This window comes from Nonomuraea rubra, assembly GCF_014207985.1.
Lineage (GTDB): Bacteria > Actinomycetota > Actinomycetes > Streptosporangiales > Streptosporangiaceae > Nonomuraea > Nonomuraea rubra.
Window position 1 is genome coordinate 263,427 of record NZ_JACHMI010000001.1, and the last position, 26,143, is coordinate 289,569.

The 26,143-nt window shown below is 69.0% G+C and carries 29 protein-coding genes, 4 tRNA genes and 1 pseudogene; 22 read left to right on the forward strand and 12 right to left on the reverse strand.

The window, feature by feature from the left end; translation table 11 throughout:
- Positions 1 to 33: 33 nt before the first annotated feature.
- Entirely contained in the window at positions 34 to 504 is a 471-nt protein-coding gene (locus HD593_RS01210) for a hypothetical protein (RefSeq protein WP_185100297.1), read from the reverse strand.
- Positions 505 to 702: 198 nt separating this feature from the next.
- Positions 703 to 948: a MarR family winged helix-turn-helix transcriptional regulator gene (locus HD593_RS01215; protein ID WP_465264289.1), complete on the reverse strand. Its 246-nt coding sequence runs from the start codon at positions 946 to 948 to the stop codon at positions 703 to 705.
- A 751-nt stretch (positions 949 to 1,699) separates the two neighbouring features.
- Here HD593_RS01215 and HD593_RS01220 point away from each other — a divergent pair.
- Positions 1,700 to 2,032 carry a hypothetical protein gene (locus HD593_RS01220; RefSeq protein ID WP_185100298.1) on the forward strand — a complete coding sequence of 111 codons (333 nt, stop codon included), beginning with the start codon at positions 1,700 to 1,702 and terminating at the stop codon, positions 2,030 to 2,032.
- Positions 2,033 to 2,270: 238 nt separating this feature from the next.
- Here the strand turns inward: HD593_RS01220 and HD593_RS01225 are convergent.
- The 3 genes and pseudogenes from HD593_RS01225 to HD593_RS01235 all read right to left on the reverse strand — a co-directional run.
- Positions 2,271 to 2,408: pseudogene (locus tag HD593_RS01225) on the reverse strand (IS701 family transposase); the annotation flags it as partial.
- 97 nt (positions 2,409 to 2,505) lie between these two features.
- Positions 2,506 to 3,024: a cupin domain-containing protein gene (locus HD593_RS01230; protein WP_185100299.1), complete on the reverse strand. Its 519-nt coding sequence runs from the start codon at positions 3,022 to 3,024 to the stop codon at positions 2,506 to 2,508.
- A gap of 128 nt (positions 3,025 to 3,152) precedes the next feature.
- Positions 3,153 to 4,100: a helix-turn-helix transcriptional regulator gene (locus HD593_RS01235; protein ID WP_185100300.1), complete on the reverse strand. Its 948-nt coding sequence runs from the start codon at positions 4,098 to 4,100 to the stop codon at positions 3,153 to 3,155.
- A 195-nt stretch (positions 4,101 to 4,295) separates the two neighbouring features.
- Here HD593_RS01235 and HD593_RS01240 point away from each other — a divergent pair, with 195 nt between their 5' ends.
- Genes HD593_RS01240 through HD593_RS01250 form a run of 3 tightly spaced genes read left to right on the forward strand, consistent with a single transcriptional unit; the run spans position 4,296 to position 6,404 of the window.
- Positions 4,296 to 4,505 carry a hypothetical protein gene (locus HD593_RS01240; RefSeq protein WP_185100301.1) on the forward strand — a complete coding sequence of 70 codons (210 nt, stop codon included), beginning with the start codon at positions 4,296 to 4,298 and terminating at the stop codon, positions 4,503 to 4,505.
- 46 nt (positions 4,506 to 4,551) lie between these two features.
- The gene (locus HD593_RS01245; RefSeq protein ID WP_185100302.1) at positions 4,552 to 4,989 is read left to right on the forward strand and encodes a GFA family protein; all 438 of its coding nucleotides are present in this window, start codon (positions 4,552 to 4,554) and stop codon (positions 4,987 to 4,989) included.
- 44 nt (positions 4,990 to 5,033) lie between these two features.
- A complete protein-coding gene (locus HD593_RS01250; RefSeq protein ID WP_185100303.1) occupies positions 5,034 to 6,404 on the forward strand; it encodes an NAD-dependent succinate-semialdehyde dehydrogenase in 1,371 nt (456 codons plus the stop codon).
- 367 nt (positions 6,405 to 6,771) lie between these two features.
- Here HD593_RS01250 and HD593_RS63175 read toward each other — a convergent pair whose 3' ends face one another.
- Complete coding sequence (locus tag HD593_RS63175) at positions 6,772 to 6,897, reverse strand: hypothetical protein (protein WP_281402440.1); 126 nt, start codon at positions 6,895 to 6,897, stop codon at positions 6,772 to 6,774.
- A gap of 22 nt (positions 6,898 to 6,919) precedes the next feature.
- On the opposite strand from HD593_RS63175, the gene HD593_RS01255 reads away from it, so the two are divergent.
- The 6 genes from HD593_RS01255 to HD593_RS01280 all read left to right on the forward strand — a co-directional run bounded on the left by HD593_RS01255 (position 6,920) and on the right by HD593_RS01280 (position 11,326).
- Positions 6,920 to 7,648 (forward strand): epoxide hydrolase family protein, encoded by a 729-nt coding sequence (locus tag HD593_RS01255; RefSeq protein ID WP_221524563.1) that lies wholly within the window; start codon positions 6,920 to 6,922, stop codon positions 7,646 to 7,648.
- A 377-nt stretch (positions 7,649 to 8,025) separates the two neighbouring features.
- Entirely contained in the window at positions 8,026 to 8,232 is a 207-nt protein-coding gene (locus HD593_RS01260) for a cold-shock protein (protein WP_020545593.1), read from the forward strand.
- A gap of 356 nt (positions 8,233 to 8,588) precedes the next feature.
- A complete protein-coding gene (locus HD593_RS01265) occupies positions 8,589 to 10,016 on the forward strand; it encodes a DEAD/DEAH box helicase (RefSeq protein WP_221524564.1) in 1,428 nt (475 codons plus the stop codon).
- Positions 10,017 to 10,287: 271 nt separating this feature from the next.
- The gene (locus tag HD593_RS01270) at positions 10,288 to 10,779 is read left to right on the forward strand and encodes a tyrosine-type recombinase/integrase (protein ID WP_185100305.1); all 492 of its coding nucleotides are present in this window, start codon (positions 10,288 to 10,290) and stop codon (positions 10,777 to 10,779) included.
- A gap of 87 nt (positions 10,780 to 10,866) precedes the next feature.
- Complete coding sequence (locus tag HD593_RS01275) at positions 10,867 to 11,016, forward strand: site-specific integrase (protein WP_185100306.1); 150 nt, start codon at positions 10,867 to 10,869, stop codon at positions 11,014 to 11,016.
- Entirely contained in the window at positions 11,003 to 11,326 is a 324-nt protein-coding gene (locus HD593_RS01280) for a tyrosine-type recombinase/integrase (protein ID WP_185100307.1), read from the forward strand. The genes HD593_RS01275 and HD593_RS01280 overlap by 14 nt, the downstream gene beginning before the upstream one ends.
- Positions 11,327 to 11,398: 72 nt before the next feature.
- Here the strand turns inward: HD593_RS01280 and HD593_RS01285 are convergent.
- Positions 11,399 to 11,474, reverse strand: a tRNA-Lys gene (locus HD593_RS01285).
- 49 nt (positions 11,475 to 11,523) lie between these two features.
- Positions 11,524 to 12,678 carry an acyl-CoA dehydrogenase family protein gene (locus tag HD593_RS01290; protein WP_185100308.1) on the reverse strand — a complete coding sequence of 385 codons (1,155 nt, stop codon included), beginning with the start codon at positions 12,676 to 12,678 and terminating at the stop codon, positions 11,524 to 11,526.
- Positions 12,679 to 12,768: 90 nt separating this feature from the next.
- Between HD593_RS01290 and HD593_RS01295 the strand changes: the two genes are divergently transcribed.
- Entirely contained in the window at positions 12,769 to 13,056 is a 288-nt protein-coding gene (locus HD593_RS01295) for a PspC domain-containing protein (RefSeq protein ID WP_185100309.1), read from the forward strand.
- On the opposite strand, the gene HD593_RS01300 is transcribed toward HD593_RS01295, so the two are convergent.
- Together HD593_RS01300 and HD593_RS01305 are read right to left on the reverse strand one after the other, a co-directional pair.
- Positions 13,057 to 14,337: an MFS transporter gene (locus HD593_RS01300; protein ID WP_185100310.1), complete on the reverse strand. Its 1,281-nt coding sequence runs from the start codon at positions 14,335 to 14,337 to the stop codon at positions 13,057 to 13,059.
- Between the two features lie 109 nt (positions 14,338 to 14,446).
- Positions 14,447 to 14,797, reverse strand: coding sequence for a metallopeptidase family protein (locus tag HD593_RS01305; RefSeq protein WP_185100311.1), 351 nt, complete (start codon positions 14,795 to 14,797; stop codon positions 14,447 to 14,449).
- A 102-nt stretch (positions 14,798 to 14,899) separates the two neighbouring features.
- Here HD593_RS01305 and HD593_RS01310 point away from each other — a divergent pair, with 102 nt between their 5' ends.
- The 5 genes from HD593_RS01310 (at position 14,900) to HD593_RS01330 (ending at position 17,302) form a co-directional block, all read left to right on the forward strand.
- On the forward strand, positions 14,900 to 16,393 hold the full coding sequence (locus tag HD593_RS01310) for a metallophosphoesterase family protein (RefSeq protein WP_312903303.1): 1,494 nt from the start codon (positions 14,900 to 14,902) through the stop codon (positions 16,391 to 16,393).
- Positions 16,394 to 16,466 (forward strand) — tRNA-Glu (locus tag HD593_RS01315). It begins immediately after the preceding gene.
- Between the two features lie 97 nt (positions 16,467 to 16,563).
- Positions 16,564 to 16,638 (forward strand) — tRNA-Asp (locus HD593_RS01320).
- Between the two features lie 5 nt (positions 16,639 to 16,643).
- Positions 16,644 to 16,720, forward strand: a tRNA-Phe gene (locus HD593_RS01325).
- Between the two features lie 84 nt (positions 16,721 to 16,804).
- Positions 16,805 to 17,302: an AAA family ATPase gene (locus HD593_RS01330; RefSeq protein WP_185100313.1), complete on the forward strand. Its 498-nt coding sequence runs from the start codon at positions 16,805 to 16,807 to the stop codon at positions 17,300 to 17,302.
- 152 nt (positions 17,303 to 17,454) lie between these two features.
- Here the strand turns inward: HD593_RS01330 and HD593_RS01335 are convergent, their stop codons facing one another.
- Positions 17,455 to 18,492: an LLM class flavin-dependent oxidoreductase gene (locus HD593_RS01335; RefSeq protein ID WP_185100314.1), complete on the reverse strand. Its 1,038-nt coding sequence runs from the start codon at positions 18,490 to 18,492 to the stop codon at positions 17,455 to 17,457.
- 72 nt (positions 18,493 to 18,564) lie between these two features.
- Here HD593_RS01335 and HD593_RS01340 point away from each other — a divergent pair, with 72 nt between their 5' ends.
- From HD593_RS01340 to HD593_RS01365, 6 genes are all read left to right on the forward strand, one after another.
- Positions 18,565 to 19,332, forward strand: coding sequence for an SDR family oxidoreductase (locus HD593_RS01340; protein WP_185100315.1), 768 nt, complete (start codon positions 18,565 to 18,567; stop codon positions 19,330 to 19,332).
- Between the two features lie 102 nt (positions 19,333 to 19,434).
- Positions 19,435 to 20,325 (forward strand): ABC transporter ATP-binding protein, encoded by an 891-nt coding sequence (locus HD593_RS01345; RefSeq protein WP_185100316.1) that lies wholly within the window; start codon positions 19,435 to 19,437, stop codon positions 20,323 to 20,325.
- Positions 20,326 to 20,336: 11 nt separating this feature from the next.
- Positions 20,337 to 21,032 carry an ABC transporter permease gene (locus HD593_RS01350; protein WP_185100317.1) on the forward strand — a complete coding sequence of 232 codons (696 nt, stop codon included), beginning with the start codon at positions 20,337 to 20,339 and terminating at the stop codon, positions 21,030 to 21,032.
- Between the two features lie 3 nt (positions 21,033 to 21,035).
- Complete coding sequence (locus HD593_RS01355) at positions 21,036 to 22,184, forward strand: sensor histidine kinase (RefSeq protein WP_185100318.1); 1,149 nt, start codon at positions 21,036 to 21,038, stop codon at positions 22,182 to 22,184.
- On the forward strand, positions 22,177 to 22,818 hold the full coding sequence (locus HD593_RS01360) for a response regulator (protein WP_185100319.1): 642 nt from the start codon (positions 22,177 to 22,179) through the stop codon (positions 22,816 to 22,818). The genes HD593_RS01355 and HD593_RS01360 overlap by 8 nt, the downstream gene beginning before the upstream one ends.
- A 63-nt stretch (positions 22,819 to 22,881) precedes the next feature.
- Positions 22,882 to 24,060 carry a DUF6461 domain-containing protein gene (locus HD593_RS01365; protein ID WP_185100320.1) on the forward strand — a complete coding sequence of 393 codons (1,179 nt, stop codon included), beginning with the start codon at positions 22,882 to 22,884 and terminating at the stop codon, positions 24,058 to 24,060.
- Here the strand turns inward: HD593_RS01365 and HD593_RS01370 are convergent.
- Positions 24,054 to 26,093, reverse strand: coding sequence for a cellulose binding domain-containing protein (locus tag HD593_RS01370; RefSeq protein ID WP_185100321.1), 2,040 nt, complete (start codon positions 26,091 to 26,093; stop codon positions 24,054 to 24,056). The genes HD593_RS01365 and HD593_RS01370 overlap by 7 nt on opposite strands.
- Positions 26,094 to 26,143: the final 50 nt, after the last annotated feature.

The window sequence follows — 26,143 nt, forward strand, 5'->3', positions numbered from 1 at the left end:
AGCTTTCGCAGGAATTGGCTGAGCGGACATCTCTCAGTGGTCGGCGACCGAGATCTTCACGCGGACGGAGCCGTCGTTGTCGCGCAGGCAACCGTCGGCGTCGTTGATGCGCAGCTGGAGGAAGCCCGCCTGGCGCGCCTCGATCAAGGCGCTGCCGCCGACCCTGTAGTGGTCGTTGTTGATCCTCGCGATCATCGAGCCGTGCGGGTGCCTGCTGAGGATCTTGCACGGCTGGTAGATCCTGCGGTCGATGTGCCTGGGGTAGCCGGCCGAGGACACGTAGGGGAACTCGCGGTAGTCGACCGTCCACCGGCCGCTGACGTAGTGGATCCGCACCATGTCACCCGGCTCGACGTATACGCCCGCGTTCTGCCAGCCGATCTCGGAGCTGATCCTCTTGCCTTTGCCGTAGTGCGTCGTGGCCGAGGCGGGCGAGGCGCCGGCGAGGACGCAACTGCCGGCGGTGAGGGTGGCGAAGAGCAGGGTGGCCAGCTTCGATTGCATTTAATGAATGCCTTTCCCGTCTATTTTTCAGGTTCGCCGTACATGTGGGTTGGATAGCGCCCGGGCGAGAAAGGTTCGCAGCCTTCCGATCTTTTTTCCGCCCCACTCAAAGCGCTCAACCGCACGGTCGCGAATCAGCTGGTCGTACGGGCCCGGCCGGGGGGTGCGTGGTGGCGGCCGGGCGGATCCGGCGCTGCTTCACCCGGTTGACAGGCCGAGGCGGGAGCGCAGCCGGTGGAAGATCCCACCGAGCTGAGCCACCTCGTCCGCGGTGAGCGCGTCGAGGACCAGGCGTCGTACGGTGCGCCCATGGCCCGGCGCGGCCTGCTCGATGGCCTCCCGTCCCGTCCCGGTGATGCGGACGAAGGCGCGGCGGCCGTCATCGGGGCAGCCCTGCCGAGACACCGGGTCGCGCTTCTCCATCCGGGTGACGCGGTGGGACACCCGGCTGCGCTCCCACCGCAACAGTGCCGCCAGGTCGGAGGTCCGGGTCCGTCCCTCGGGAGACTCGCTCGGTGCGACGAACGTCTGGTGGTCGGGGTTGGACAGCCCTGATTCGGCCCGCAGGTCGCGGTTGACGCTCGTCGTCGTTCAGTCACGGAATAGGGAGACGTCATGTAGGTGATGCATTCCCAAATCGTGGCGTTCATGGATTTCTTGAATCCAAGCACTTTGAGCTTGACGCTAGAAGGGCTCGCCGAAATCCGCAGTTCTTTTCTCGCCTGATTTCTGAAGGAAGTCCACCTGGCCGGCCACCCGGAAGATGGCCCGCACCCGAACCTCGCTTCCCATGCGGCCTCGACGGAGGACGTCGTCGCCCGGATCGTCCCTGAAACCAGAGGCTGACCGTTGGGCGTATGGCGGACGTCCAGGAGATCGCCGACATGGTCGCTCCGCTGGTCACCCGTTGTCACCGGGCCCGGTTTCCGATGCCGGGAATGGCCATTCATCCTGCCGACAGGACAGACTTGATGCCATGGCTCGGCACGGCATCGACTACAGCAGGCTCAAGGTCACATCCAGGCGGCAGAATCTCCCACCTGCGTACCCGGCGCGCCCATGAACGCGAATGGCACGACGCTCGCAGATTCGCCCGCCTCTACCGGCAGACACGGCTCGCCGCGATTCTGATCGGCGTTACCGCGACGATTGTCGTAGCACTCCTGCACACGTGGGGCGTGCTGTAGCCGCTTCCATGAGAAGAGCCAGGGGCGAAGAACGAAGGCTGGACGAGGAGGAGGACGTGCTGGAGCCGCCAGTCCCGCCCGGGCTGGGTTCGCCCAGCGCGCCGCAGCGGGCCCGGGCCGGCTTCCTGCGCCTGGACGTCGACCTGCTCGCGGCCGCCGCCGGGACCAGCCGGGCAGCGCAGCCCGTACAGCATGATCGGCAGGCATTGGCCGCCTGGATCGGCGCTCTGCCCGTCAAGCGCAAGGACGCGCTGCTGTTGCGGGTGGTCGAGAGGGCGGCGCGAAGGTCCGGTGGGAGCTGCTGCGTGAGTTCGGCGGCGGAAGCACCGGTCAGGAGGTGAGACGGGGCGGACGGTCACCGAACTGCTGGACGCCGCCGCCCGCCTCCGGGAACGGCACCAGGGCAAGCCCAGCCTCATCAAGCGACTCGACGATGCGGGCCTCACAGCCGAGTAACCAGCGATTCCATGCCTGGTGACCAGAGGTCCGCACCAGCGAGACTCACGGAGCCACACTGCCCGGCCAGCCAAGCAGTGCGCATGGTCAAGGGATGCCAACCATTGCACGGTTGCTCGTTTGAGGCTGGGCATCGCCTGCGGCCTCGGCCAGTTGCCAGCCGTTCTTCCGCTCCACCGGCGCCAGCAATCCGACCAGGTACGCCCGCGCCTGCCGACGCGGCTCCACCCGCCCGAAGCGGCCGGCCACCCGTGCGAACAGCTCATCCAGCCCGGCCGCCCACGACTGGAGATCCTCAGACGTCACCACATCCGACACGGATCCGACTAGAGATCACAAAACATGACTGTAGTACCAGCTAGTGGCTGGGGGGCGTGAGCCCGTAACGGGCCACGATGTCGTCCAGCCAGCCGGGATCGCCGTAGGTGATGCCGTACTTCTCCGCGAGCCCGGTGAACTCGGCGCTCCTGTGCAGGCTCGCGCCGGGGGCCGCGGCGGCGAGCAGTTCGCTGAGTTCGCGGAAGTAGTTCTCGAAGCCTCCCGGCGCGATGACCTCGATGATGCGGCCCGGCACTGTGCCCGCGTTCCACATGGCGTGCATCTGCCCGCGCGGCTTCGTGATGTAGCCGCCGGGTCCCAGGACGACCTCCTCGGCGTCGGAGCGGAAGCCGATCCGGCCTTCGAGCACGATGGAGTGCTCGTCCTCGCGCGTGTGGCGGTGCGGTGCGGTGATCGTGCCCACGGCGAACGGATGCTCCACGATGGCCACGTTGCCGTTGTTGTCACGACTGTTGATCTTGAAGACCGCTCCGAATCCGCCGATGGCGACCGGATCTCCGCCGCCGGGCTGCACCACTTTGACGGCCGGCGTGCTCATGGGGCCCTCCCGGAGCAGTTAAGTTGCATCACTAGCCGTAACTGTACGTGGAGGGCTCGTCCTGCACCGTGGGACCCCGCTGACGAGCGGCAGCCACAGCACGGTATCCGCGCGTGTCGTCGGAACGTTCAGTGTGACGTGTCAGCGGCCCGGTCCTGGACCGCGTCGGCTCCCCAACTGGCCAGCAATCGCAACGACTCCTCGGACGGCGATCCGGGCTCGGCGTGGTAGGTGCTCAGATACTGGTCCTGGTCGCCGGGGAGGGCGAGGGTTTCGTAGCGCAGGGTCAGCTGACCCACGAGCGGGTGCGTCAGACGCATGGTGCCGTGCGTCTTGTTCTTGACATCGTGGGCGGCCCACAGCTTGCGGAAATCCTCGTTCTTCATGGAGAGTTCGCCGATCAGTGACGCGAGCCGCGTGTCGTCCGGGTGCAGGCCAGCCCACAGTCGCAGCTGTCCCACCACGTCCCGGGCCTTGGTGTCCCAATCGGTGAAGAGCTTGCGGGACGCGGGATCGAGGAAGGTGATCCTGGCCCAGTTCCGGTCCTGCGGGGCCCTGGCCGTCCAGTCTCCGAAGACGGCGCAGGCGGTCTGATTCCATGCCAGCACGTCGGATCGGCGGCCCCACACGTACGCCGGGATTCCTTCCATGGCTGCCAGGAGTTCCCGTACCTCGGGTCTGACCTGCTGGCGCAGGGGGACCTCCGGGTGTCGTCTGGGCTGGGCCAGGCGCAGAAGGTGGGCGTGCTCGGCGTCGGACAGTCCGAGTACGCGGGAGATCGCGTCCACCACCTCGCGTGAGACATTGCGGGCGTTCCCTTGCTCGAAGCGCGTGTAGTACGCCGCCGAGACTCCGGCGAGCTGTGCCACTTCCTCGCGCCGCAGGCCCGGGACGCGGCGCCGTCGGCTGTAGTCGGGGAGTCCGACGTCGGCCGGCCTGAGGCGATCACGGCGGGTTCGCAGGAACTCGCTCAGTTCGGCGCGCGGGTCAAGATTTTCGTGCTTTTGAGCTTCTGCTTCCGGGGCCCGCTTCGCAGCCTCCGGAAGGCCGGTATGGACGGCGCGGTGGGTTGCCATATTTCAAGTATCGCTCGGTTTATGCAGCTCAGCCTGTCCCTGTCAGTGGTAGCTCCGCGGGACGTGGACGACGTGGGTGTCTGGCTAACCCCGGGCGCTCGATGGACTCTCGAATCGTCCTGATCGCTGGCTTCGCCCCTCATCAGGCACCCCGCGCCCGGAAGGGCTCCCTATACCGCACCTTGGAACACCACCATGATCGACACCTTCCCGACAGTCCGGGCGACCGCGCGGCGGAACCGCCTCCCGGTCAAGGCCCTGCTTGGCCTCTTCCCGGCCGGGTTCACCGCTTCTGGGTGCCATCCCGCCGGCTCGGGTGACGGCCACCTGGGCGGTCCTCTCCTGCTCGTCGCCGCGGCCACCGTCATCAGCGGCAAGAAGCACGCCTTCCCCACGAACCGCTGATCCGCGCAAAGGTCCACTAGCAGACCAATAATGAAGGGCACGAAGAATGAGCACCACCGATCTGACGCCCGGCCGCCGCACGCGTACCGGACACTGCCTGTGCGGCTCGATCGGCTACCGGTTCGACGCCGAACCTGAGGCCGTCGTCCTGTGCCACTGCGGCCACTGCCAGCGCAACACCGGTTCCGCGTTCTCGGTGAACGTCCTGGTAGCACGCAACGCCCTGGATATTCAGGGCACGCCCAAGTCGTACCAGACCATCGGCGCGGAGAACGGCCATCTGCGCGACCGGCTCTTCTGCGGGGAGTGCGGCACTCCGATTTTCACCGTCATGCATGAACGGCCCGCTCTCGTCATCGTCAAGGCAGGCACCCTCGACGACACCGAGGGCCTGGAACCGTCCGCCGAAGTGTGGCTGCGCCGCGCACAGGACTGGATCGAGCCGGCCGGGCACCGCGCGCGGTTCGACGGCGACGCGAAGTAGCGCAGGACCTCAGCCACACGACCACACCAGAGAGTGAGCACACTATGAGCTTTCAGACGATCAATCCGGCCACCGGCGAACTCGTAAGGGAGTTCCCGCTCCAGTCGGATGCTGAGGTGTTCGCGGCGCTGGACACCGCCGACCGGCTCTACCGCGAGGACTGGAAGTTCAGGCCGATCGCGCAGCGGGCCCGCATCGTCGCCCGCGCCGCCGAGATCCTGCGGGACAAGCGGGACGAGTACGTGGAGTACCTGACCCTGGAAATGGGGAAGGTCACCCGCCTGGGCTACTTCGAGGTCGATCTCGTCGCCGACATCCTCGACTACTACGCCGAGCACGGGGAGGAGTTCCTCGCCGAGCGGCCACTGCCCGGCGAGCCGGGCGCGAAGCTGATCAACGAACCCATCGGCGTCATCCTGGCGATCGAGCCGTGGAACTTCCCCTACTACCAGCTCGCCCGCGTCGCCGCGTCCCAGCTGGTAGCGGGCAACGTCGTCCTGGTGAAGCACGCCGAGAGCGTCCCGCAGTGCGCCCTGGCCTTCGCCCGGCTCTTCGAGGAGGCGGGCGCGCCGCAAGGCGCCTACACGAACCTCTTCTGCGGCGTCGACCAGATCGCCAAGCTGGTCGACGACTTCCGGGTGCGCGGCGTCACCCTGACCGGTAGCGAGCGGGCCGGAGCCGCCGTCGGCGAACGCGCTGGCCGCAACCTCAAGAAGGCCGTCCTGGAGCTGGGCGGCAGCGACCCGGCCCTGATCCTGGAAGGCGCGCCCCTGGAGCACGCGGTCGAGCAGGTCGTTATGGGCCGCACGTACAACTCGGGCCAGGGCTGCGTCAACATCAAGCGGGTGATCGTGGTCGGCAGAGAACGAGGCGAGCAGATGCTGGCCGCGCTCCAGGACCGCTTCGCCGAGATCAAGGTGGGCGACCCCAAGGAAGCGGACACCCAGGTCGGCCCCCTGTCCAGCGAACGCGCCCTGGAGGGACTGCTCCGGCAGATCCAGGAAGCCAGGAACGCGGGCGCGCGCATCGTCCACGGCGGCAACCGCGTCGACCGCCCCGGCTTCTTCCTCGAACCGACGATCATCACCGACATTACCGAGGACAACCCGCTCTACCACGAGGAAGCCTTCGGCCCTGTGCTGTCCTTCTACGTCGTGGACACTGAGGAGGAAGCGATCCGGCTGGCCAACGCCACCAGGTTCGGGCTGGGCAGCTACGTCTTCGACGCCGATGTCGAGCACGCCCAGCAGGTGGCCACCCGCATCGAAGCGGGCATGGTGTACATCAATTCCTGCTTCGCCGACTCGCCGAGCCTGCCCTTCGGGGGCGTCAAGAACTCCGGGTTCGGTCGCGAGCTGGCCGAACTGGGGATCGGCGAGTTCCTCAACCGCAAGCTGGTGAAGATCCCACAATAGAGCAAGCGCAAGGCGCGCCGGTTTGGAGTCTCGGCGGGTGAACCGGACGAGTGCCGCAGGCGCGGCGCACGTAACCGGCTGCTGCGGGAGCTTCCCCTGCTCGGCTCCCGCACCAGCCGCCGAGATCACCAGCCCAAGTCCAGCGGCTTCGGGGGAGCCGTTGAAGCCGGCCGCGTGCGCCTGGGAGACCGGCTCGCGTTCTGGGTGATGGTCGTCTGGCTCAGCCGGATGGCCCACCACGCCATGTCCAGCGAGCCGGATCTTCCTCCTCGCCTCCGCAAGGCTGAAGGAAGGCCGTGACCACCCGCAGATGCGGCAGGCGAGAGGTGCCTTTCCGGCTGGCCACGGCCCCCGGCCGGCTGTTCGCCTACGCCGTGCAGGGCGTTGCGTCAGAGTCCGGGGCCGGTCCGGTGTTGGCGTAGCCGTTCTTCCAGAACAGCTTCGTCGCCTCGTCCACCGCCCTGTCGAAGTCGAATGCGATTTTCCCGGTCATGGAGACAACGGTTGGAGTTCTCATGTCTGCTTTCACGTTCACCGCAGCTGCGGCGCTCGATCTGCCGCCCGCGACCGAACAGGTCACTCCGTTCGAGGTACACGTCCCGCAGGGGGCGATCGACGACCTGAAGTTGCGCCTGCGCCTCATCCGCTGGCCTGATCGCGAGCTCGTCGACGACTGGACCCAGGAAGTGCCGCTCCATGCCGCGCAGGAACTCGTCGACTACTGGCTGCACGAGTACGACTGGCGCACGTTCGAGACCCGCCTGAACGGTTACTCGCAGTTCCGCACGAAGATCGATGGCGTCGGCGTCTACTTCATCCACGCCCGTTCGAAGCACGAAAATGCCATGCCGATCCTGCTGACGCACGGCTGGCCCGGCTCGGTCATCGAGTTCCTGAACGTCATCGACCGTCTCACCGACCCGGAGCGCTTCGGCGGCAAGGCTGAGGACGCCTTCCACCTCGTGATCCCGGCGATCCCCGGCTACGGCTTCTCCGACAAGCCGCGCGAGACCGGCTGGAACCCCGCTCGCCTTGCGGCGGCGTGGACCGTACTCATGAAGCGCCTTGGCTACGAGCGCTGGGTCGCCCAGGGCGGTGACTGGGGATCGGCGATCACCACGACACTGGCCGCCCAGGCGCCCGAAGGGCTGCTCGCAGCGCACGTGAACCTGCCGATGGTCGTCCCAGGCCACCGCCACGGTGGCCAGGCAGACGCTGAATTACACCAGGGACGCGGACGGTGAGCTCGGCTACGGCGTGCCACCGACCCCGCCGTGATTACCGGCTGAGGATCAGGCGCCAACTTCTCCGGTACCCGAGCCACCGGCAGCCACGTCAGTCTCGACCAAGTGGCGTTCTGCGTCACCAGCCGCAGGCAACGCTCGAGTCTCAGCACGGATGATGCCGACGTTGGCGGGGGGGCATGCGCAGCACAGCCACACGTGTGCTAGATTGATCGTAGTTGCAGTTGTGGTACCCATAAAGACTTGTGTGCACCTGACGGTATGTGGCCTCAGGTGCATTTTTGTTTTCCGGTCATCTCCGGGTGTGGTCCTATCGCGGCGACGCGGGATCCGTTAGATGCGGATTTCGGTTTTGCACCCATCAAAGGAGATCAAACATGGCTTCTGGCACCGTGAAGTGGTTCAACGCGGAAAAGGGCTTCGGCTTCATCGAGCAGGACGGCGGCGGCGCCGACGTCTTCGCCCACTACTCCAACATCGTCGCCAACGGCGGCTACCGTGAGCTGCGCGAGGGCCAGAAGGTGGCCTTCGACGTCACGCAGGGCCAGAAGGGCCCGCAGGCCGAGAACATCGTTCCCGCCTGACACTGACACACCACGTAGCCGGGGCCCGCGCCGCAGGGCGCGCCCCCGGCACGTTGCTTTTTTTGTGGCATCCATCGTGCCGTGCCCTCACAACCCGAGAAGCGCAGCGTGGCTGTTCTTCCGCCGCGCACCGGATGCACCACCGATGGCCCCGGTTCGGGCACAGGCCCGCTCCAGTCCTATGGCGCGGCATCACAGCCGCGTTCTTCCCGGCGAAAGCCGACCATTTCGACGTACGAGTCCAGGCGGTTTTCCGCCGGTTCGACTCGTCTTTTCTTCGGCTCGTGCTCGCTGTTCTTGTGCCGCTCATCGCACCGAGGATCACCTGACACGTGCCGCATCGAGGAAGGTTCTGCATGAACCATGCGACTCGCGCGCACGATCGCAACTCTTCGCCCCGTACGGGCGGCTCCGCCCGAAGCAGGGGCGGCCGATTCGGCTCTCCGGCCAAGGGCCGTTCAGGCCCCTCCAGCCGGTCCGGCAACGGGCGGCGTCCCGCAGCGCTCCAGGGAGAGTTCGCGCTGCCGGTCACCGTCACCCCGGCCCTCCCGGCAGCCGCGACCTTCGCTGAGCTGGGCATGCCGCCCGCGCTGCTGAAGGTGCTCACCGGCCTGGGCTTGAACGAACCGTTCCCGATCCAGGCGGCCACGCTGCCGAATTCCCTGGCCGGCCGGGACGTCTTGGGGCGGGGGCGCACCGGGTCGGGCAAGACGCTCGCCTTCGGCCTGGCCCTGCTCGTCCGCACCTCCGGACAGCGGGCGCAATCGCGGCGACCGCTTGCCCTGATCCTCGTCCCCACCAGGGAATTGGCCCAGCAGGTCACCGATGCGCTCACGCCGTACGCCCAAGCATTGAAGCTGCGGCTGGCCACGGTCGTCGGCGGCATGTCGATCGGCCGCCAGGCCCAGGCGCTGCGCAACGGCGCGGAGGTCGTCGTCGCGACCCCGGGACGGCTCAGGGATCTCATCGAGCGTGGCGAGTGCCGCCTGGACCAGGTCGGCATCACCGTGCTGGATGAGGCCGACCAGATGGCCGACATGGGCTTCATGCCGCAGATCACTCACCTGCTCGACCAGGTGCGCCCAGGTGGCCAGCGGATGCTGTTCTCCGCCACTTTGGACCGCAACGTCGATCTGCTGGTCCGCCGCTATCTGAACGATCCGGTGGTCCATTCGGTCGACCCCTCGGCGGGCGCGGTCACCACGATGGAGCACCACGTGCTGCACGTCCAGGGCGCCGACAAGCAGGCCACCACTGTGGAGATCGCTGCTCGCGACGGCCGGGTGATCATGTTCCTGGACACCAAGCACGCTGTGGACCGGCTCACCGAACAGCTGCTGAACAGCGGAGTGCGCGCCGCCGCACTACACGGAGGCAAGTCCCAGCCCCAGCGCACCCGCACTCTCGACCAGTTCAAGAGCGGCCACGTCACGGTGCTGGTGGCGACCAACGTCGCGGCCCGCGGCATCCACGTCGACAACCTGGACCTCGTCGTCAACGTCGACCCGCCGAACGACCACAAGGACTACCTGCACCGCGGCGGCCGCACCGCCCGCGCCGGCGAGTCCGGCAGCGTCGTCACCCTGGTGCTGCCCAACCAGCGCCGTGACATGACCCGCTTGATGGCCGACGCCGGTATCGTCCCGCAGACCAGCGAGGTCCGGTCGGGCGAGGCCGAGTTGAGGCGTATCACGGGTGCCCAAGCTCCCTCAGGCATCCCCGTGACCATCACCGCACCGGTTGCCGGTCGTCGGTCGGGACGGAACGGCAGACGATTCCGGTAGCAGCGGATGGCCGCTCACCCAAGGCCAGGTAGTCGAGGCCCTTGAGCTGTCGGCAAGAGAGCTGGAGAGAGTGGCCGGGCGGTGGAGAAACCCGGCCCGATCTTGCGGATGGGTCGGCTGCCGGGCCAGCGAGGCACTTGCCGGTACATGGTGTTGAGGGTGACATCGCGGAGGTGGCGGGCGATGTCCCGGGATGGTCAGGACCTGTTGTCGCCGTCGTCTCGCGTGACCCAGGCGTGGGGTGAGGGCGATGGCATGCGTTCAAGATCCCGTGGTGTATCGGCGTTGCGGCTGCGCCGACGCGGTGACAGGCAAGCGGCTGGGAAACCGCTGCGCCCGGCTGGCGAATCCCGTCCACGGCAGCGGGGACTTCGCCGTCCAGGTGGCGGACGTGTCCGGACGGCGGCAGCGGCTGCGCTACTGGTTGTCGGTGGTTGAGCAGCGGATTCGGCCCACCACCTACAAGGCCTACCGTGACCACGTCCGGCTGTTCCTCATCCCGTACCTCGGCCTGATCCCGCTCCGCAGCTTGTCGAGGCGGCACGTCATGAGAATGTTCTCCGCTGTGGCCAGGCGCCGCACCCGCTACGGCAAGCCGATCAGCGCGGCCACCCTGGAAAGGATTCGCGCGACGCTGCGGGCCGCGCTGAACCGAAGCCGTCCGGAAGACGTAATCCGTGACAACCCGGCTCGCGGACTACGGCTACCATCGCCACGCCACGTCCATCCCATGGTGTGGACCCCACGGCGGGTGGCCGCGTGAAAGCGCACCGGTGAGCGTCCCGCCGTTGCGGTGTGAACGGTCGAGCAACTCACCGAGTTCCTCGCCTTCGTCCGTGACGACCGACTGTTGGCGCTGTGGTGGCTGATCGCTCTGCGCGGTCTGCGGCGCGCCGAGGTGGCCGGCCCGCGCTGGATCGACCTCGACACCGACCGGCGCGAACTCACCATCTCCTGCCAGCTCGTCCATACCGGCCTCAACTCCGATGTTCTCGCGTGAGAACGGCAGGGCAATTGATCCCAACTACCTCACTCACCGCTTCCACAAGCTGGTCATGGCCGGCGGCCTTCCCCCGGTGCGGCTGCACGACCTGAGGCATGGAGCCGCGACGCTGGCCCTGGCGGCAGGAGCGGATCTACGGGTGGTGCAGGGTTTGCTCGGGCATGCCATCATCGTGCTCACCGCTGACACGTACACGTCGGTGCTGCCGCAGCAGGATCACGACAGCGCCCGGGCCACCGCCCGGCTGGTCCTCAAGGCAGGTCGCAAGACCGCACGCAAGGTGAACAACGCCCGCACTGGTACGTGACTCGCATGTGTCCCACCGTGATTCACGATCAGACGACTCGACTACAGAATCTCGGGGAACCGCAGGTGAGAGTGGTAGGGCGCCCGGGGCTCGAACCCGGAACCTACGGATTAAAAGTCCGCAGCTCTGCCAATTGAGCTAACGCCCCTCGCACCAGCAAGGGTACAGAGATTACCGCCCTGTCCGCGACGCCTCCATCACCGGTAAGCCGCCATCCCCGTGAGCGCCTCCCCCAGCACCAGCGTGTGGATCTCCTGCGTACCCTCGTACGTCAGGACGCTCTCCAGGTTGTTCATGTGCCTGATCACAGGGTACTCCAGCGTGATCCCGTTCCCGCCCAAGATGGTGCGAGCCTGGCGGGCGATGTCCAGGGCGGCCCGCACGTTGGCCAGCTTGCCGAAGCTGATCTGCCGTGGCTCCAGCCGTCCGGCGTCCTTCAGCTCGCCGAGGTGCAGGGCCGTGAGGCCGGCCTGGGCCGTGCCGACGTACATCCAGGCGAGCTTCTCCTGCGTGAGCTGGAAGGAGCCGATCGGCTTGGAGAACTGGACGCGGGTCTTGGCGTAGTCGACGGCCGCCTCCAGGCAGGCGCGGGCGGCGCCGACGACGCCCCAGACGATGCCGTAGCGGGCTTCGGAGAGGCAGGAGAGGGGGCCGCGCAGGCCGGTGACGCCGGGGAGGACGGCGGAGGCGGGCAGGCGGACGTCGTCGAAGTACAGGGAGGAGGTGACCGAGGCCCTCAGGGAGAGCTTCTTGTGGATCTCAGGGGCGGAGAAGCCGGGGGTGGAGGTGGGGACGACGAAGCCGCGTACGCCGTCGTCGGTCTGCGCCCAGACGACGGCGACGTCGGCGATCGAGCCGTTGGTGATCCACATCTTGGAGCCGTTCAGGACCCAGTCGGTGCCGTCCTTCTTGGCGTACGTCCGCATGCCCGCGGGGTCCGAGCCGTGGTCGGGCTCGGTGAGGCCGAAGCAGCCGATGGCCTCGCCTGCGGCCATCCGGGGCAGCCATTCCTCCTTCTGCTCGTCGGAGCCGTACTTCCAGATGGGGAACATGGCCAGCGAGCCCTGCACGGACACGAAGGAGCGCAGGCCGGAGTCGCCGGCCTCCAGCTCGCGGCAGGCCACCCCGTACGACACCGCGTCCGTGCCCGCGCAGCCGTACCCTGTCAGGTGCATCCCCAGCAGGCCGAGCGAGCCGAGCGCGGGCGCGAGGTCGCGGGCGGGGAAGACGGCCTCTTCGAACCAGTCCCCTACGTGGGGCAGGACGCGGTCGGCGACGAAGGAGCTGACCGTGTCGCGGATGAGCCGCTGGTCAGGGTTGAGCTTGTCGTCCAGGCGCAGCAGGTCGTCCATGGCGGGTCCTCTCGTGCAAGGGGGACTACCAGGGTTCTACCAGGGGCAATCCTGATGTGCGAACACCGGGCCGCCGGGCAGTCTTGAGGCATGAGCGAATACAACGTCAAGAAGCTGCGTCGCACTCACAAGGGCCGGATCATCGCGGGTGTCTGCTCGGGTGTCGGCGAGTTCGTCGGGATCGACGCCAACCTGGTGCGGATCGCGCTGGCGATCGCGACGCTGTTCGGCGGGGCGGGTGTCGCGCTGTACGCGATCGGCTGGCTCCTCATGCCTGACGAGGAGCACGAGACCTCGATCGTCCAGGACATCATCAACAAGCAGCAGAACAAGGCCACCTCGACCGACTGGAGCGGCGAGCAGAAGCCGCAGCAGTGATCAGGCGGTGGCCTCGGCACGCATCGGGGCGGTCTTGTCACGGGACTCGGTCCAGACCAGGGCCAGCACGGCCGCGCTGATCACTCCGGCGATCCCCGCCAGCGCGACCACCGGTTCGGGGCCGAGTCTCTCCGCGGCGAACCCGCCCACCAGGATGCCGATGCCCTGCACGGCCATCAACCCCGACTGCACGAGGCCGAACGCCTGCGCGCGACGTTCGGCCGGTACGTACTGGACGAAGGCGGCGTTGGCCGCGAGCTGGTACGCCCCGCCGATCCCCGACAGCACCCACGCGGCCAGCACCACGGCCAGCGGCGGGCGCACCGCGGTGACGACGAGGGGCGCGCAGCTCAGCATGGCCATCCACCCCATGAGCCGCAGCCGCCGCGGCGGCGAGACGAACCTGCTGAACAGGAACGCCCCCACGACAGTCCCGGCGGGCATGGCCGCCATCAGCAGGCCGGTGATCACCGGTACGGGCAGCGTGCCGTCGGCGAGCCTGGCCGCGTACGGGGCCGCGATGCCCTCGGGCAGGATGTAGAACCCGCACAGCCAGGCGAACAGCACCAGCGTGCGCAGCTTCGGCGAGCCGAACACGAGCCGGGCGCCGCTCGCGGTCATCGACCACATGGAGGGCTTCGACGGGCCTCCGGACGCGGGCCGGCAGCGTACGCCCGAGACCAGGATCAGCGCCGATCCCAGGAACGTGGCGGCGTCGAGGGCGAGCGCGCGGTACGGGCCCATGGTCGCGATCAACGCTCCGCCGGTGGCGAAACCGAGCATCTGCACGGCCTGGTTGGTCATGTTCTGCAGGGCGGAGCCGAGGACGTACGCGTCGCCCTGCAGCACCTCGGGAAGCAGCGCCGCCCGCGCGGCCGAGAACGGCGCGCTGAGCAGCACGACGAAGAACACCAGCACGCACAACGCCCAGAACGGTACGCCCGGCACCGCCATCACGCCCACCAGCGCCGCCCGGAGCAGGTCGCAGGCCAGCATGACGCCCCTGCGCGCGAACCGGTCGGCCAGCCCGGCCAGCAGCGGCCCGCCGACGATGGAGGGCAGGTACGTCAGCGCGTACACCGCGGCCGTGGCCAGCGGCGAGCCGGTGCGGTCGTAGACGAGCACGGCGAGCGCCACCTGGGCGAGCTGGTCGCCGAGGAGCGACAGGCCCTGGCCGTACCAGAGTGCCCGGAACTCCTTGACGGCGATGACTTCCCGATATGTGACTTGTCGTGCTTCTCCGGCACGGCGATGCCGTCCCGGCGGCCGTCGCGCCCGCATGGCCCCCACTGGACTCCGCTGTGCCTGACTCAGGGTGCTCGCTATGTGACCTAAGGTGCCCGACGGAGGGGCCGGCCGCAACCCAAAGCAGCCAACCAAAAGCAAAGGGTTACCAGCCCAATTCGTGAAGCCGGGCGTCGTCGATGCCGAAGTGATGGCCGACCTCATGCACGACCGTGATGCGGACCTCGTCGATCACGTCTTCCTCGGTATCGCAAATTTCGCATATGGGATTGCGGTAGATCTCGATCCGGTCGGGCAGAACTGCTGAGTACCAGTCGCCGCGTTCGGTGAGGGGGACACCGGTGTACAAGCCGAGCAGGTGGGGCTCGGGCGGGTCATCGACGACCGTGACGACGACATTGCTCATGGCGCGCGTGAGGTCTGGCGGAATCGTGTCCAAAGCCTCGGCCACGAGTTCCTCGAACTTCTCCCGCGAAACCTCGATCACACCTGCCATTCTGCCCCGCCCGACAGGTAAGCAAGAAACCGTATGAAGTTCGTGCACAGGTCAAAGGCAGTCCTTCGATCACGCGCCGCACGGGTCGCCGCGGTGCTCCTGGTGGCAGCGGTGGGTGCCTGGCTGGGCATCTTCCTCAGCGGCACCGTACGCGCCCAAGTGGGTCCGGTGGAGACCGGCATGTCCCTGCGCCCCGCCTGGGACGGCGAGACGGTCGTGGACGCCAGCCCGCTCGGCACCCTGACCTTCCAGACCCACAGCGCGCCTCTCAGGCTGCGTATCACGCTCGAGAACATCGACCAGGAACGTGCCAGGTCCCTCCTGGAGGACCCGCGCCTGGCCGACCGCCTGCCGGGCGTGATCGAGGACGACCTGCTGGACGGCGTGCGGGCCCTCGTCATCCGCTCGTTGCTCTGTGCGGGCGCGGGAGCCCTGGTCGCCGTTCTCATGGTCTTCCGCCGTCCGAGAACGGCTCTGGTGGGCCTTCTGGCGGCCTCTGTGGCCCTCGCCGCCACCGGAGCCCTCGCGGCGCTCACGTTCCGTCCCAACTCGCTCGTGGAACCGCGCTACTCGGGCCTGATCGCCGCCGCCCCGTCACTCGTGGGCAGCGCGGAGTCGATCGTCACGCGCTTCGAGTCGTACCGCTCCCAGCTCACCAAGCTCGTGACGAACGTCTCGAAGCTGTACGACACGGTCTCGACCCTGCCGCTCTACGACGCCGACCCCAAGACCATCCGAGTCCTGCACATCTCCGACATCCACCTCAACCCCATCGCCTGGAACGTCATCCGCTCGCTCAAGGACCAGTTCGCGGTGGACCTCATCGTCGACACCGGCGACATCTCCGACCACGGCACCAAGGCGGAGAACAAGTTCGTCGACGAGATCCGCACCCTCCAGGTCCCGTACGTGTTCGTACGCGGCAACCACGACTCGATGACCACCCAGAAGGCCGTCGAGAAGCAGAAGAACGCCATCGTCCTGGACAACACCTCGCAGCAGGTGGCGGGCCTGACCATCTACGGGCTCGGCGACCCCCGCTTCACCCCGGACAAGTCCGTGACCGTCGACTCCGACCCGGCGGCGCTCGCCGAGTTCGGCCGCGCCCACCAGTCCAAGGTCGGCAAGGCGGACCTGATCGCGGTGCACGACGGGGAGGTCGGGAACGGCTTCTCCGGCGCGGCCCCCATGATCCTGGCCGGCCACACCCACGAACGCCGCACGACCGTGTTCCCGACGGGCACCCGCATGCTCATCCAGGGCTCGACGGGCGGTGCGGGCCTGCGCGCGCTCGAACACGCCCAGCCCACGCCGGTCCAGGCGTCGGTCCTGTACTTCGACAGGGAGACCAGACGGCTGCAGGCGTGGGACGACATCACGCTGGGCGGCCTGGGGGAGCAGTCGGTGTACATCCAGCGTCACGTGGAGCCCGACCCACAACGTATGATTTCCCCGGAGCCAACGAACGCCCCGTCGCCAACGGGATCGCTCACTGGCACCCCCGCCTCGCCGGCCGCCGGTCCGCCACTTTGGCATCAAGGGCAATCGTCCCCTATGCTTCAGAGGTCCCCGACGGAAGGCGACAGGGAAACCTAAGCCCCCATCGTCTAGCGGCCTAGGACACCGCCCTTTCAAGGCGGCGGCACGGGTTCGAATCCCGTTGGGGGCACCGCGAGCGCCTAGCGCACCCGCAAAACGGCCGGTCGAAGACCACCGAAGAGCTGGTAAGCTAAGCGAGCGCAAACAGAACGAAACGCAAGACGCAAGGTCCTGTAGAGCAGTTTGGAGTGCTCGCCACCCTGTCAAGGTGGAGGTCGCGGGTTCAAGTCCCGTCAGGACCGCTCTGGGTCAGGTAGCTCAGTTGGTACGAGCGTCCGCCTGAAAAGCGGAAGGTCGGCAGTTCGACCCTGCCCCTGACCACCAGTTTTGAATGACTGAGATGCCCCGAAGCGGTCACCGCTCCGGGGCGTTTTTGTGGTTCTGATGCCATGCGGGTAGTAGATCATCATGAGGGTCCTGGTGTTGTCCGGTCCGCCGGCAGCGGGGAAGAGCACCTTGGGGCGGCGGCTGGCGAGTACACGAACCAGGTGCGCCTTCATCGACGTGGACGATGTGCGGCAGCTCGTGGTCGCCGGTGCGGCCGCTCCCTGGGAGGGCTCGGAGGGGTGGCGGCAGCGGAGGCTCAGCGCGGTCAACGCATGCAGTCTGGCCAGGAACTTCGTCACGGCGGGGATGGACGTCGTCGTCGCCGACGTCCTGAATGAGGAGACGCTTGCCGTGTACCGGGCGTCGCTGGACGGTGTTCTCGTGGTGCATCTGCACGTGGCGTACGGGCGGGCTCGGGAGCGTGCTGAGGGGCGGCCGGTCTACATCACCTGGGATGAGTTCGCCATGCTCCATCGGGAGCAGCGATCGATGGCCGTGGTCGATCTATGGCTGGACACCACGCGGCTGACCGTTCAGGAGACGACCGAGCGGCTGCTGGCGGCATGGGTTACTGAATGAAGAGTGCAACGTCTGATCCGCGCCCCGTACGGGCTGCTCTACGCCGCGCGTACGGTGAGCACAGTCATGGCCCTCCGGTCCCCCGCCGGGAATGACGCCACGGTTCTAGTCCCTGGTCACGCCGGCGAATCGAGTCACTGGCATGATCGGGGTCAGCCGGTCAGCTTCGCGAGCTCGGCCATCTCCGCCGAGGGGTCGATCACCGGCTGGACGACGAGCTCGTCGACCCCGGCCCGCTCCAGGGCGGCGATGCGGCCGAGCAGGTCGTCCCGGGTACCGACCAGGGTGAGCGCGTCCATCAGCGATGGCAGGATCAGGTCCCGATCCGCGGCCGCGATGCGTTCCAGGTAGCCCGGGTAGAGCGCGAGGTGCCGGGCCGGGGTGGTTGCGGTGATGCCTCGACGGTCGAGGAGCCGGTGCACCGCGTCGCGTTCCCCGGGGCCGAGCCGTTCGGCGAAGGCGGGGTTCTCGGCGGCGAAGGTCAGCAGGGACATGACGATGTGCCCGGTCGCGTCCCGCGCCGCGTCGCCGTGGGGGTCGTCGCCGTCGGCGAGGACGTGCAGGGCGGTCATGACGTACGACTGAGTGCCCCGGGGCTGGCCCGTGGGCTGGCGGCGGGCCTGGTGGAGGGCGTGCCAGGCGGCGGGGTCCAGGAGGCCGAAGGAGATGAGGCCGGTGCCGCGGCGGCCGGCGACGGCGGCGGCCTTCTGGCCGTTCGCGGCGATCAGGAACTCGATCGGGTCGGTGGTGTTCACGTGCCCGCCGGTGTGCAGGAGCCGGATGTCGCGGGCCTGGCCGGCCTCGCGGTACTCGGCGGTCCGGCCGGCGCACAGGTCCTGGAGAGTGGCGGTGAACGTCTCGAGTTCGGACGTGGTGACCGGTGGCAGGCCCAGGGAGCGGCGGGCGGTGTTCCCGGTTCCCACGCCGCAGATGACGCGGCCCGGAGCCAGCGCGTTCAGGCCGGCGAAGGCGCCGGCCGCGGCCGGGGCCGACCGGAGGGCCGGGGAGGTCACGCCGATGCCGAGCCTGATGCGGCGGGTGGCCTTCGCGCACAGGGCCAGCGCCACGAACGGGTCGCCGTGCAGCATCGGCGTGTCGTAGACCCAGAAGCTGCTGAAGCCCAGCTCCTCGGCTTGCGCGGCGAGCTCGTCCACGCCGGGCCGGGCCGGGACCACGATGCCTGTGCGCATGACCGCCTCCCGGGAGGGTCGCCGTTCACGAGCCGGGTAACCCCACTGTAGACCTGAGCGGAGGAGGCCCGCATGACCGGCACGGTCGCCGTCGTCACCGGAGCGGCGCGCGGGATCGGGCGGGGGATCGCCCTCGTGCTCGGCGAAGCGGGGGCCACGGTCTACGTCACCGACCGCGAGAGCCGCGAGCGACGCCACTCCGAGCTGCCCGGCACGGTGGAGGACACCGCCGAGCAGGTGAGCGGGCGCGGCGGCACGGGGGTGCCCGTCCGGGTGGACCATGCCGACGACCGGGCGGTGGAGGAGCTGTTCGCCCGGGTGCGCGCCGAGCACGGCGGGCTGGACCTGCTGGTCGCGAACGCGTGCGCCGGCAACGCGCTGCCGTTCAGGGGAGGCCCGTTCTGGACGCTCCCGCTCGACCACTGGCACAACATGATCGACGTCGGGGTGCGCAGCCACCTCGTCTCGGCCTGGTACGCCGCGCCGCTGCTGATCGAGCGGGGCGGCCTGATCGTGCTCACCGGCTACGCCGACCCGGACGCCGAGGTGATCGCCGGGCACCTCTTCTACGATCTCGCCATGACGGGCGTCAGCCGGCTGGCCCGCTCGCTGGCCCACGACCTGCGGCCGCACCGGGTCACCGCGCTGGCCATCTCGCCGGGGTTCACGCGTACGGAGGCGATCCTGGCGGAGCTGGGCGAGGACGTCACCGAGGGCGACTCCGTGGAGTTCCCCGGGCGGGCGGTGCGGGCGCTGCTGGAGGATCCCGACGTGGGGCGGCACTCCGGACGGACGCTGCCCGTCGCCGCGCTGGCCGACGAGTACGGCTTCCCGAGGTGAGTCCATCCACCGTTCGGTGGATTCTCCGGTCAGCATCATCCCCCGCCTGTTGTGGCTGACAGGTCGATTCGGCGGGCGGGGCCCCGGCAGCATGCTTGAGCCATGGCAGTCATCGAGGTCACGGACCTGCGCAAGGCGTACGCGGGCCAGACGGTCCTGGACGGGGTGTCGTTCTCCGTGGAGGAGGGCGAGATCTTCGGCGTGCTCGGCCCGAACGGCACCGGCAAGACCACCACCGTGGAGTGCGTGGAGGGGCTGCGCCGCCCCGACAGCGGGACGATCGAGGTGTTCGGCCTCGACCCGGTCAGGGACGCGCGGGAGATGCACGAGCTGATCGGGGTGCAGCTCCAGCAGGCGCAGCTCCCGGAGAACCTGAAGGTGTGGGAGGCGCTCGACCTGTACGCCTCGTTCTACGCCCGGCCGCGTGACTGGCGGGAGCTGCTGGAGGAGTGGGGGCTGGCGGACAAGCGGAACGCCAGGTTCGGCAAGTTGTCCGGCGGCCAGAAGCAGCGGCTGTTCATCGCGCTGGCGCTCGTGGGGAACCCGAGGGTGGCGTTCCTGGACGAGCTGACCACGGGGCTGGACCCGCAGGCCCGCCGGACGACCTGGGAGCTGATCAAGCGGATCAGGGCCAGTGGGGTGACGGTGGTGCTGGTCAGCCACTTCATGGACGAGGTGGAGGAGCTGTGCGACCGGGTCATGGTGCTCGACCGCGGCAGGGTCGTGGCGGTGGACACGCCGTCCGGGCTGGTCGGCGGCGAGCAGCGGATGCGGTTCACGGTACAGGCCAGGGACCTGGGCGACCTGGCGGGGCTGCCGGGGGTGACCGGGGTGTCCAGGACGGGGAACCGCGTGATCGTCACGGGCCGCGGGGACTTCGCCACGGCGGTCACGGCCCACCTGGCCCGCCACCACGTGCTGGTCAGCGACCTGCGCATCGACAACCGGACGCTGGAAGACGCGTTCACCGCCCTGACCGGCCAGTCCTTCTGAGGAGAACGATCATGATGAAGCTCGCCCTGGTGGAGACCAAGCTGCTCACCCGCGAACCGGGGGCGCTGTTCTCGCTGCTCATCCCGCTGTTCATCCTGGTGGTGTTCGGCAGCTCGATCCAGCCGGGAGACACCGTGCTGCTGCCGATGGCGCTGGCCATCGCCGTGGGGCTGGTGGGCCTGTACCTGCTCCCCACCACCCTGGCCACCTACCGCGAACGGGGCATCCTGCGCAGGCTGTCCATCACGCCGGTGCATCCGGGCAGGCTGCTGGTGGTGCAGTTGCTGCTCCAGCTCGTGCTGGTGGTGGCCGCGTGCGGGCTGCTGATGGCCGTCGCGGGCACGGTCCTGGGCGCGCACCTGCCCGGCCTGGTGCTCTCCGGCGTGCTCGCCTTCGTGCTCGGTACGGCGAGCATGTTCGCGATCGGCTCGCTGGTGGCGGCCCTGGCGCCGAACGGCAGGGCGGCCAACGGGATCGGTGTCCTGCTGTACTTCCCGATGGCCTATCTCGCCGGGCTCATGCAGCCGGTGGATCAACTGCCGGATATGGTGGCGCTCGTCGGGAAATTTACCCCTCTGGGTGCTTTCGTGGAGAGCCTCCGGGACGTCTGGGCGGGTAGTGCTCCCAGCCTCGTGACGCTGGGCGTGATGGCCGCCTACACCCTGGTCATCGGCCTCGCGGCAACCAAGTTCTTCCGCTGGGAGTGAAGGATGGTCGGTCGCCTCGACCGGTGGGAACAGTTGCTGGAGCGCCAGCTCGCGGCGGCGCCGTACGTGCTGCTGGTGATCTCCACGGTCCTCTGCCTGCTCACCGGCGCGCGGCCGTGGCTAACCGTCGGGCTGGCCGTGCTCGCCGGCGGGTGGTTGTGGCTGGTGCCGCGGGGCGCGGTGTACGTGGCGGGGCTGGTCCTACTGATCGGCGCGCTCTGTACGCAGGGAGTGTGGTTCGCCAGCTTCTTCGGCTTCACCGGGTACCTCCACTCCTGGCAGTACCTGAAGGGCAAGTGGCGGTTCGCCGGAGTGACCGGCACGGCGGCGATCAGCAGCGCGGCCTACAGCGGCGGCCTGCCGGAGCCCACGCCGTTCTCGATCCTGACCTTCCTGTTCTTCACGGGCGCCATCGTGGCCGGGGTCGGGCTGTTCAGCTTCGTCGGCGAGATCACGGCCGAGCGCAGCGCCGAGCGCAAGCGCATGGTGTCCCAGCTGGAGCAGACCATGCGGGAGAACGCCGGCCTGCACGCCCAGCTCCTGGTCCAGGCCCGCGAGGCAGGGGTGCTCGACGAGCGGCAGCGCATGGCGGCCGAGATCCACGACACCCTCGCCCAGGGGCTGACGGGCATCATCACCCAGCTCCAGGCGGCCAGGCAGAGCCAGGACTGGCACCACGTGGACCTCGCCGTACGGCTGGCGCGCGAGAGCCTCGCCGAGGCCCGGCGCTCCGTGAACGCGGTGGGCCCCGGCCAGCTGGAGGCCGCGCCGCTGCCCGAGGCGCTCGAGGAGGTCGTCGACCGGTGGAACGAGCTCCACGGGACCCCGGCCGAATTCACCATCACTGGTACGGTCCGACCCATGCATCCAGAGGTCGAGGAGACGCTGCTGCGTACTGCGCAGGAGGCGCTGGCCAACGTCGCCAAGCACGCGAACGCCTCCAGGGTCGGGCTGACCCTGTCGTACATGGAGGACCTGGTCACTCTCGACGTACGCGACGACGGCGTCGGTTTCGACCCCAAGCTGACGGCGTTCGGCCTGACCGCGATGCGCAAGCGGGTGGACCGGCTGGCGGGCACGCTGGAGATCGAGTCCGAGGCCGGGGCGGGCACCGCGATCTCGGCGAGCCTCCCGGCGGTGGCCCGTGGCTGAGGCCCCGATCCGGCTGCTCATCGCCGACGACCATCCCATCGTCCGCGACGGGCTGCGCGGCATGTTCGCCGGCGACCCGGGCTTCGAGGTGCTCGGCGAGGCCGCCGACGGCGCGCAGGCCGTCGCGCTCGCGCAGGCGCTGCGCCCGGACGTGATCCTCATGGACCTGCGCATGCCGGGCATGGACGGCGTCGCGGCCATCAAGGAGCTGGCCAGGGTGGGCAGCGCGGCCCGCGTGCTCGTCCTGACCACCTACGACACCGACCGCGACGTCATGCCGGCCGTCGAGGCCGGCGCCACCGGCTATCTCCTCAAGGACACCGGCAGGGACGAACTCGTCCGCGCCGTCCGTACGGCCGCGCGGGGCGAGGCCGTACTCTCCCCGTCCGTCGCCACCCGCCTCCTCGGCCAGGTCCGCACCCCCGCCGACCCGCTGAGCGCCCGGGAGCTGGAGATCCTGCGGCTCATCGCCGACGGCGCGACCAACCGCGAGGCCGCCGCGCGGCTGTTCATCAGCGAGGCCACGGTCAAGAGCCACGTGCTGCACATCTACACCAAGCTGGGGGTCAACGACCGCGCGGCCGCCGTCGCCACGGCCTTCCGGCGCGGGCTGCTCACCGTGGAGAACGACTGACGGGGGTGTCGGTGGCGTCCGGTAGCTTCCACGCTACCCCGGCACCGATCGAGGAGAGCCCGCATGTCGCACGCCACCGCCGAGGACTACGCATGGCAGCACGGCTGGGAGGAGATCTACACCGTCACGTTCGTCCTGGGGCTGGACGAGCGCGAGACGCTGCGCAGGTTCGGCGTTGCCGAGCAGGACATGCGCCCGTACTCCTGGGAGGAGTTATGGGAGCGCGTCGAGGAGACCGACGGGTGTTGTGACGTGGTCGTCGCGGCGCGCGCGGGCGACTGGACGGTCGCGTTCGAGCTCCGCGGCTGGGAGGGCGTCAGATGGGTGACGCTGCGGGAGCTGTCGCGCGGCGGCGAGGCCGTGGCGGTCATGCGGCACGACTACGCGGCCTCCCACCGGTTCATGCACGCCGTGGACGGTGAGGTGCGGACGGGTTTCCGCCCGCAGTGGCCGCAGGAGCGGTGGGGCACGCGGCCCGACGCGCTGAACGGGCACATGGCGGAGCTGGGGCTGCCGACGGAGCCGGAGGACGAGCTCGACACCTGGGACGAGGTGGTGCCGGCCTCGCTGGCCCTGGCCGGCCGGATCAGCGGGGTGCTGTTCGACACCGAGGTGCTGGGGGAGCCGATGTTCGGCGGGATCATCACCGCCCCGGTGCCGGACGACCCGCCGACGGGGGATCCGCTGGCGGGCCATCCGCTGCGGGGGCACGACGCGGAGCTGGCCGAGGCGATCGACGCGGCCGATCCCGGGGTGCGGCGGGTGGCGGTGATCGCGGAGGCGCGGCGGTTGTGCCGGGTGGCGGGGGTCGAGGAGCATCCGGTGCTGGCCGAGGCCCTGGGCCGGGCGCAGCGCGGGGAGAGCGTGGACGAGCGGGGCATGGACCGGCTCGTCCGCCTCTGGGAGGCCGACCTCACGGGGCAGCCGATCGATCGGGAGACCGGTGAGTGGATCGCCGACCCGTGCGCCGAGTCCCACCGGTCACCGGGCGGCAGGTACAGCGTGACGTTCGTCGACTCCCGGACGGGAGAGCGGACGTGCCCGACCTGCACGCCGTGGCGGCGGCCGAGCGGGGAGGAGCGCGACAGTGCCCGCGCCCGGTGGCGGGCGGCCACGGCGGTCCGCGACACGTTCCTGTCAGATGAGCGCAAGGCCGCGTACGACGTGCACCTCACCGCGGCCGCCACCGACCCGGAGCACGCGGCGGCGGTCGTCCGCGTGCTCCGGGGCGAGGGTCACTGACTGGTGCAGACCGTGCCGTTCAATGTGAAGACGGACGGAAGCACGTTGGGGCCGCTGTAGTTGCCCACGAACCCGATCGTGGTGGTGGCTCCCGTGGCGAGCGACGGGTTGGCGGGCTCGTTGACGGCCTTGACGTCCGATCCGGACTGGGTCCAGACGGCGCTCCAGCCGCTCCCGAAGCTCTGCCACGGCCGGGGCCAGCTGAACGACAGGGTCCAGCCGTTCATCGGGGCGCCGTGGTTGGTGATGTCGATGGAGCCGACGTAGCCGCTGGCCCAGTCCGTCTGGATGGTCAGCTTGACGGAGCAGGAGCTGGTGGCGGGGGTGCCGGTGGTGAAGGTGAGCGGGGGCGAGGGGTCGGAGGAGGCGCCGCCGGTGTCCCTGGCGATCACGTTGACCGTGTAGCGGGTGCCCGGCTTGAGGTTGCGGACCGTGAGGGTGGTGCCGGTGGTCTCGCCGAGCTGCTCGGAGACGGCGCCGTGCTGGCGGTGGAGCTCGTACTTGGCGATCGGGCGGGTGCCGGGCCTGGCGGCGGGCCAGGTGATCGTGGCGGTCCGGTCCGTGACGGCGGTGACGGCCGGCTGGCCGGGGGTGCCGGGGCGGCCCGCCTGTACCGACGACGGCTTGAGGATGACGGTGGTCAGGGAGAGGGGCGGCAGCGTCTGGGTGGTCGCGGTGCCGGAGGTGGAGGTGGTGATGCCGGTCGCGCCGTTCGTGTGGGACAGGACGGTGGGCGCGCCAGCGGCGGGGGCGAAGCCGGAGTAGCCGAGCTCGACCGGGTACGACGTGTCGGACGAGGTGTTGATCATCATGACGGCCAGGTCGCCGTTCGGGCGGCGGGCCGCGTGCGCGGTGACCTCCGGCTGGTCCGTCGCGGCGCGGACGAAGCGGTCACCCGGGCGGGCGAACCTGCTCATCATCTGCAACGCGTAGTACGGCGCGAACGGGGTGTTCAGCGCCGGCTCGCAGACGCTGCCGTCGGAGGTGCACCCTCCGCTCGACAGCAGGCCGAAGTCGCCGTAGTCGGTGTGCCCCTCGACCTCGGTGACGGTGCCGATGCCGTTGTGCACGTTCCACCAGTCCACCGTGAACACGCCGTTGGCCAGCAGCGTCGCGTACGCGTCGGCGGCGGCCAGCGCGCCCGGCTGGGTGTTGGTGCCGTTGCTGCTGGAGCCGGTGTTGAACTCGGTCATCGCGATGCCGATCCGCTCCGAGCCCGGCCCGGCGTACCTGGCGAGCTGCTCGCGGGTGAGCTGGATCATGTCGGGGATGTGGCCGGTCCTGTCGAGGGCGCCGGGGTACCAGTGCAGGATGACGAAGTCGATCTTCGATCCGGCGGTGGAGAGCACGACCTTGTTCCAGGAGCCGCTGTCGCCCTCGGCCACGATGGCGTCGGGCCAGTTCGCGGGCGTGGTCAGCACGGCGCCGATCTTGATGGTGGGATCGACGGCCTTCATCGCGTCGGCGTAGGCGACGACGTGGCGGGCGTACTCGTTCGGGCTCTTGTCGGCGTGGTCGTCCGCCTCCCAGGCGGAGCCGTAGTGGCCGTTGCCGTAGTTCTCGTTGCCGATCTCCCAGTACTTGACGCCGTACCCCTTGGTGACGTTGGCGTGGCGTACCCAGGCCGCGGCCTCCTCGGCGGTGCCGGTGCCGTAGTTGGCGGTGACCATCGGCTGCGCCCCGGTACGGCGGACGCCGCTCATGAAGGAGTCGAAGTCGGTGTTCGGCGCCACGTAGCCGCCGGGGGCGGTGTGGTCGGCCCAGTGGTAGATGTCGGAGTAGGAGCCGCCGGGGTAGCGCAGCAGCTTCATGCCCGCGTCCTTGAGCAGGTCGGCGGTCTCGTTCGTACCCAGGTTGGTATCCCAGATCGCGTGGTTGGTGCCGAGGCCCGTCTCAGGGACGGTGGCCAGTGCGGCGCGGGCGTTCACCGTCACCTCGACGGCGGCGGGCTCGTCCGCGTACGCGGCGGGAGCGTTCAGGGCGGTCAGCGTCAGCAGGGCTGCCAACGTGGCTCGCAGGGGGATCTTCGGCATCGGCGCACCTCGTGCTGGATTTGCGGGTATTCAGCTCGACGCCTCCTCCT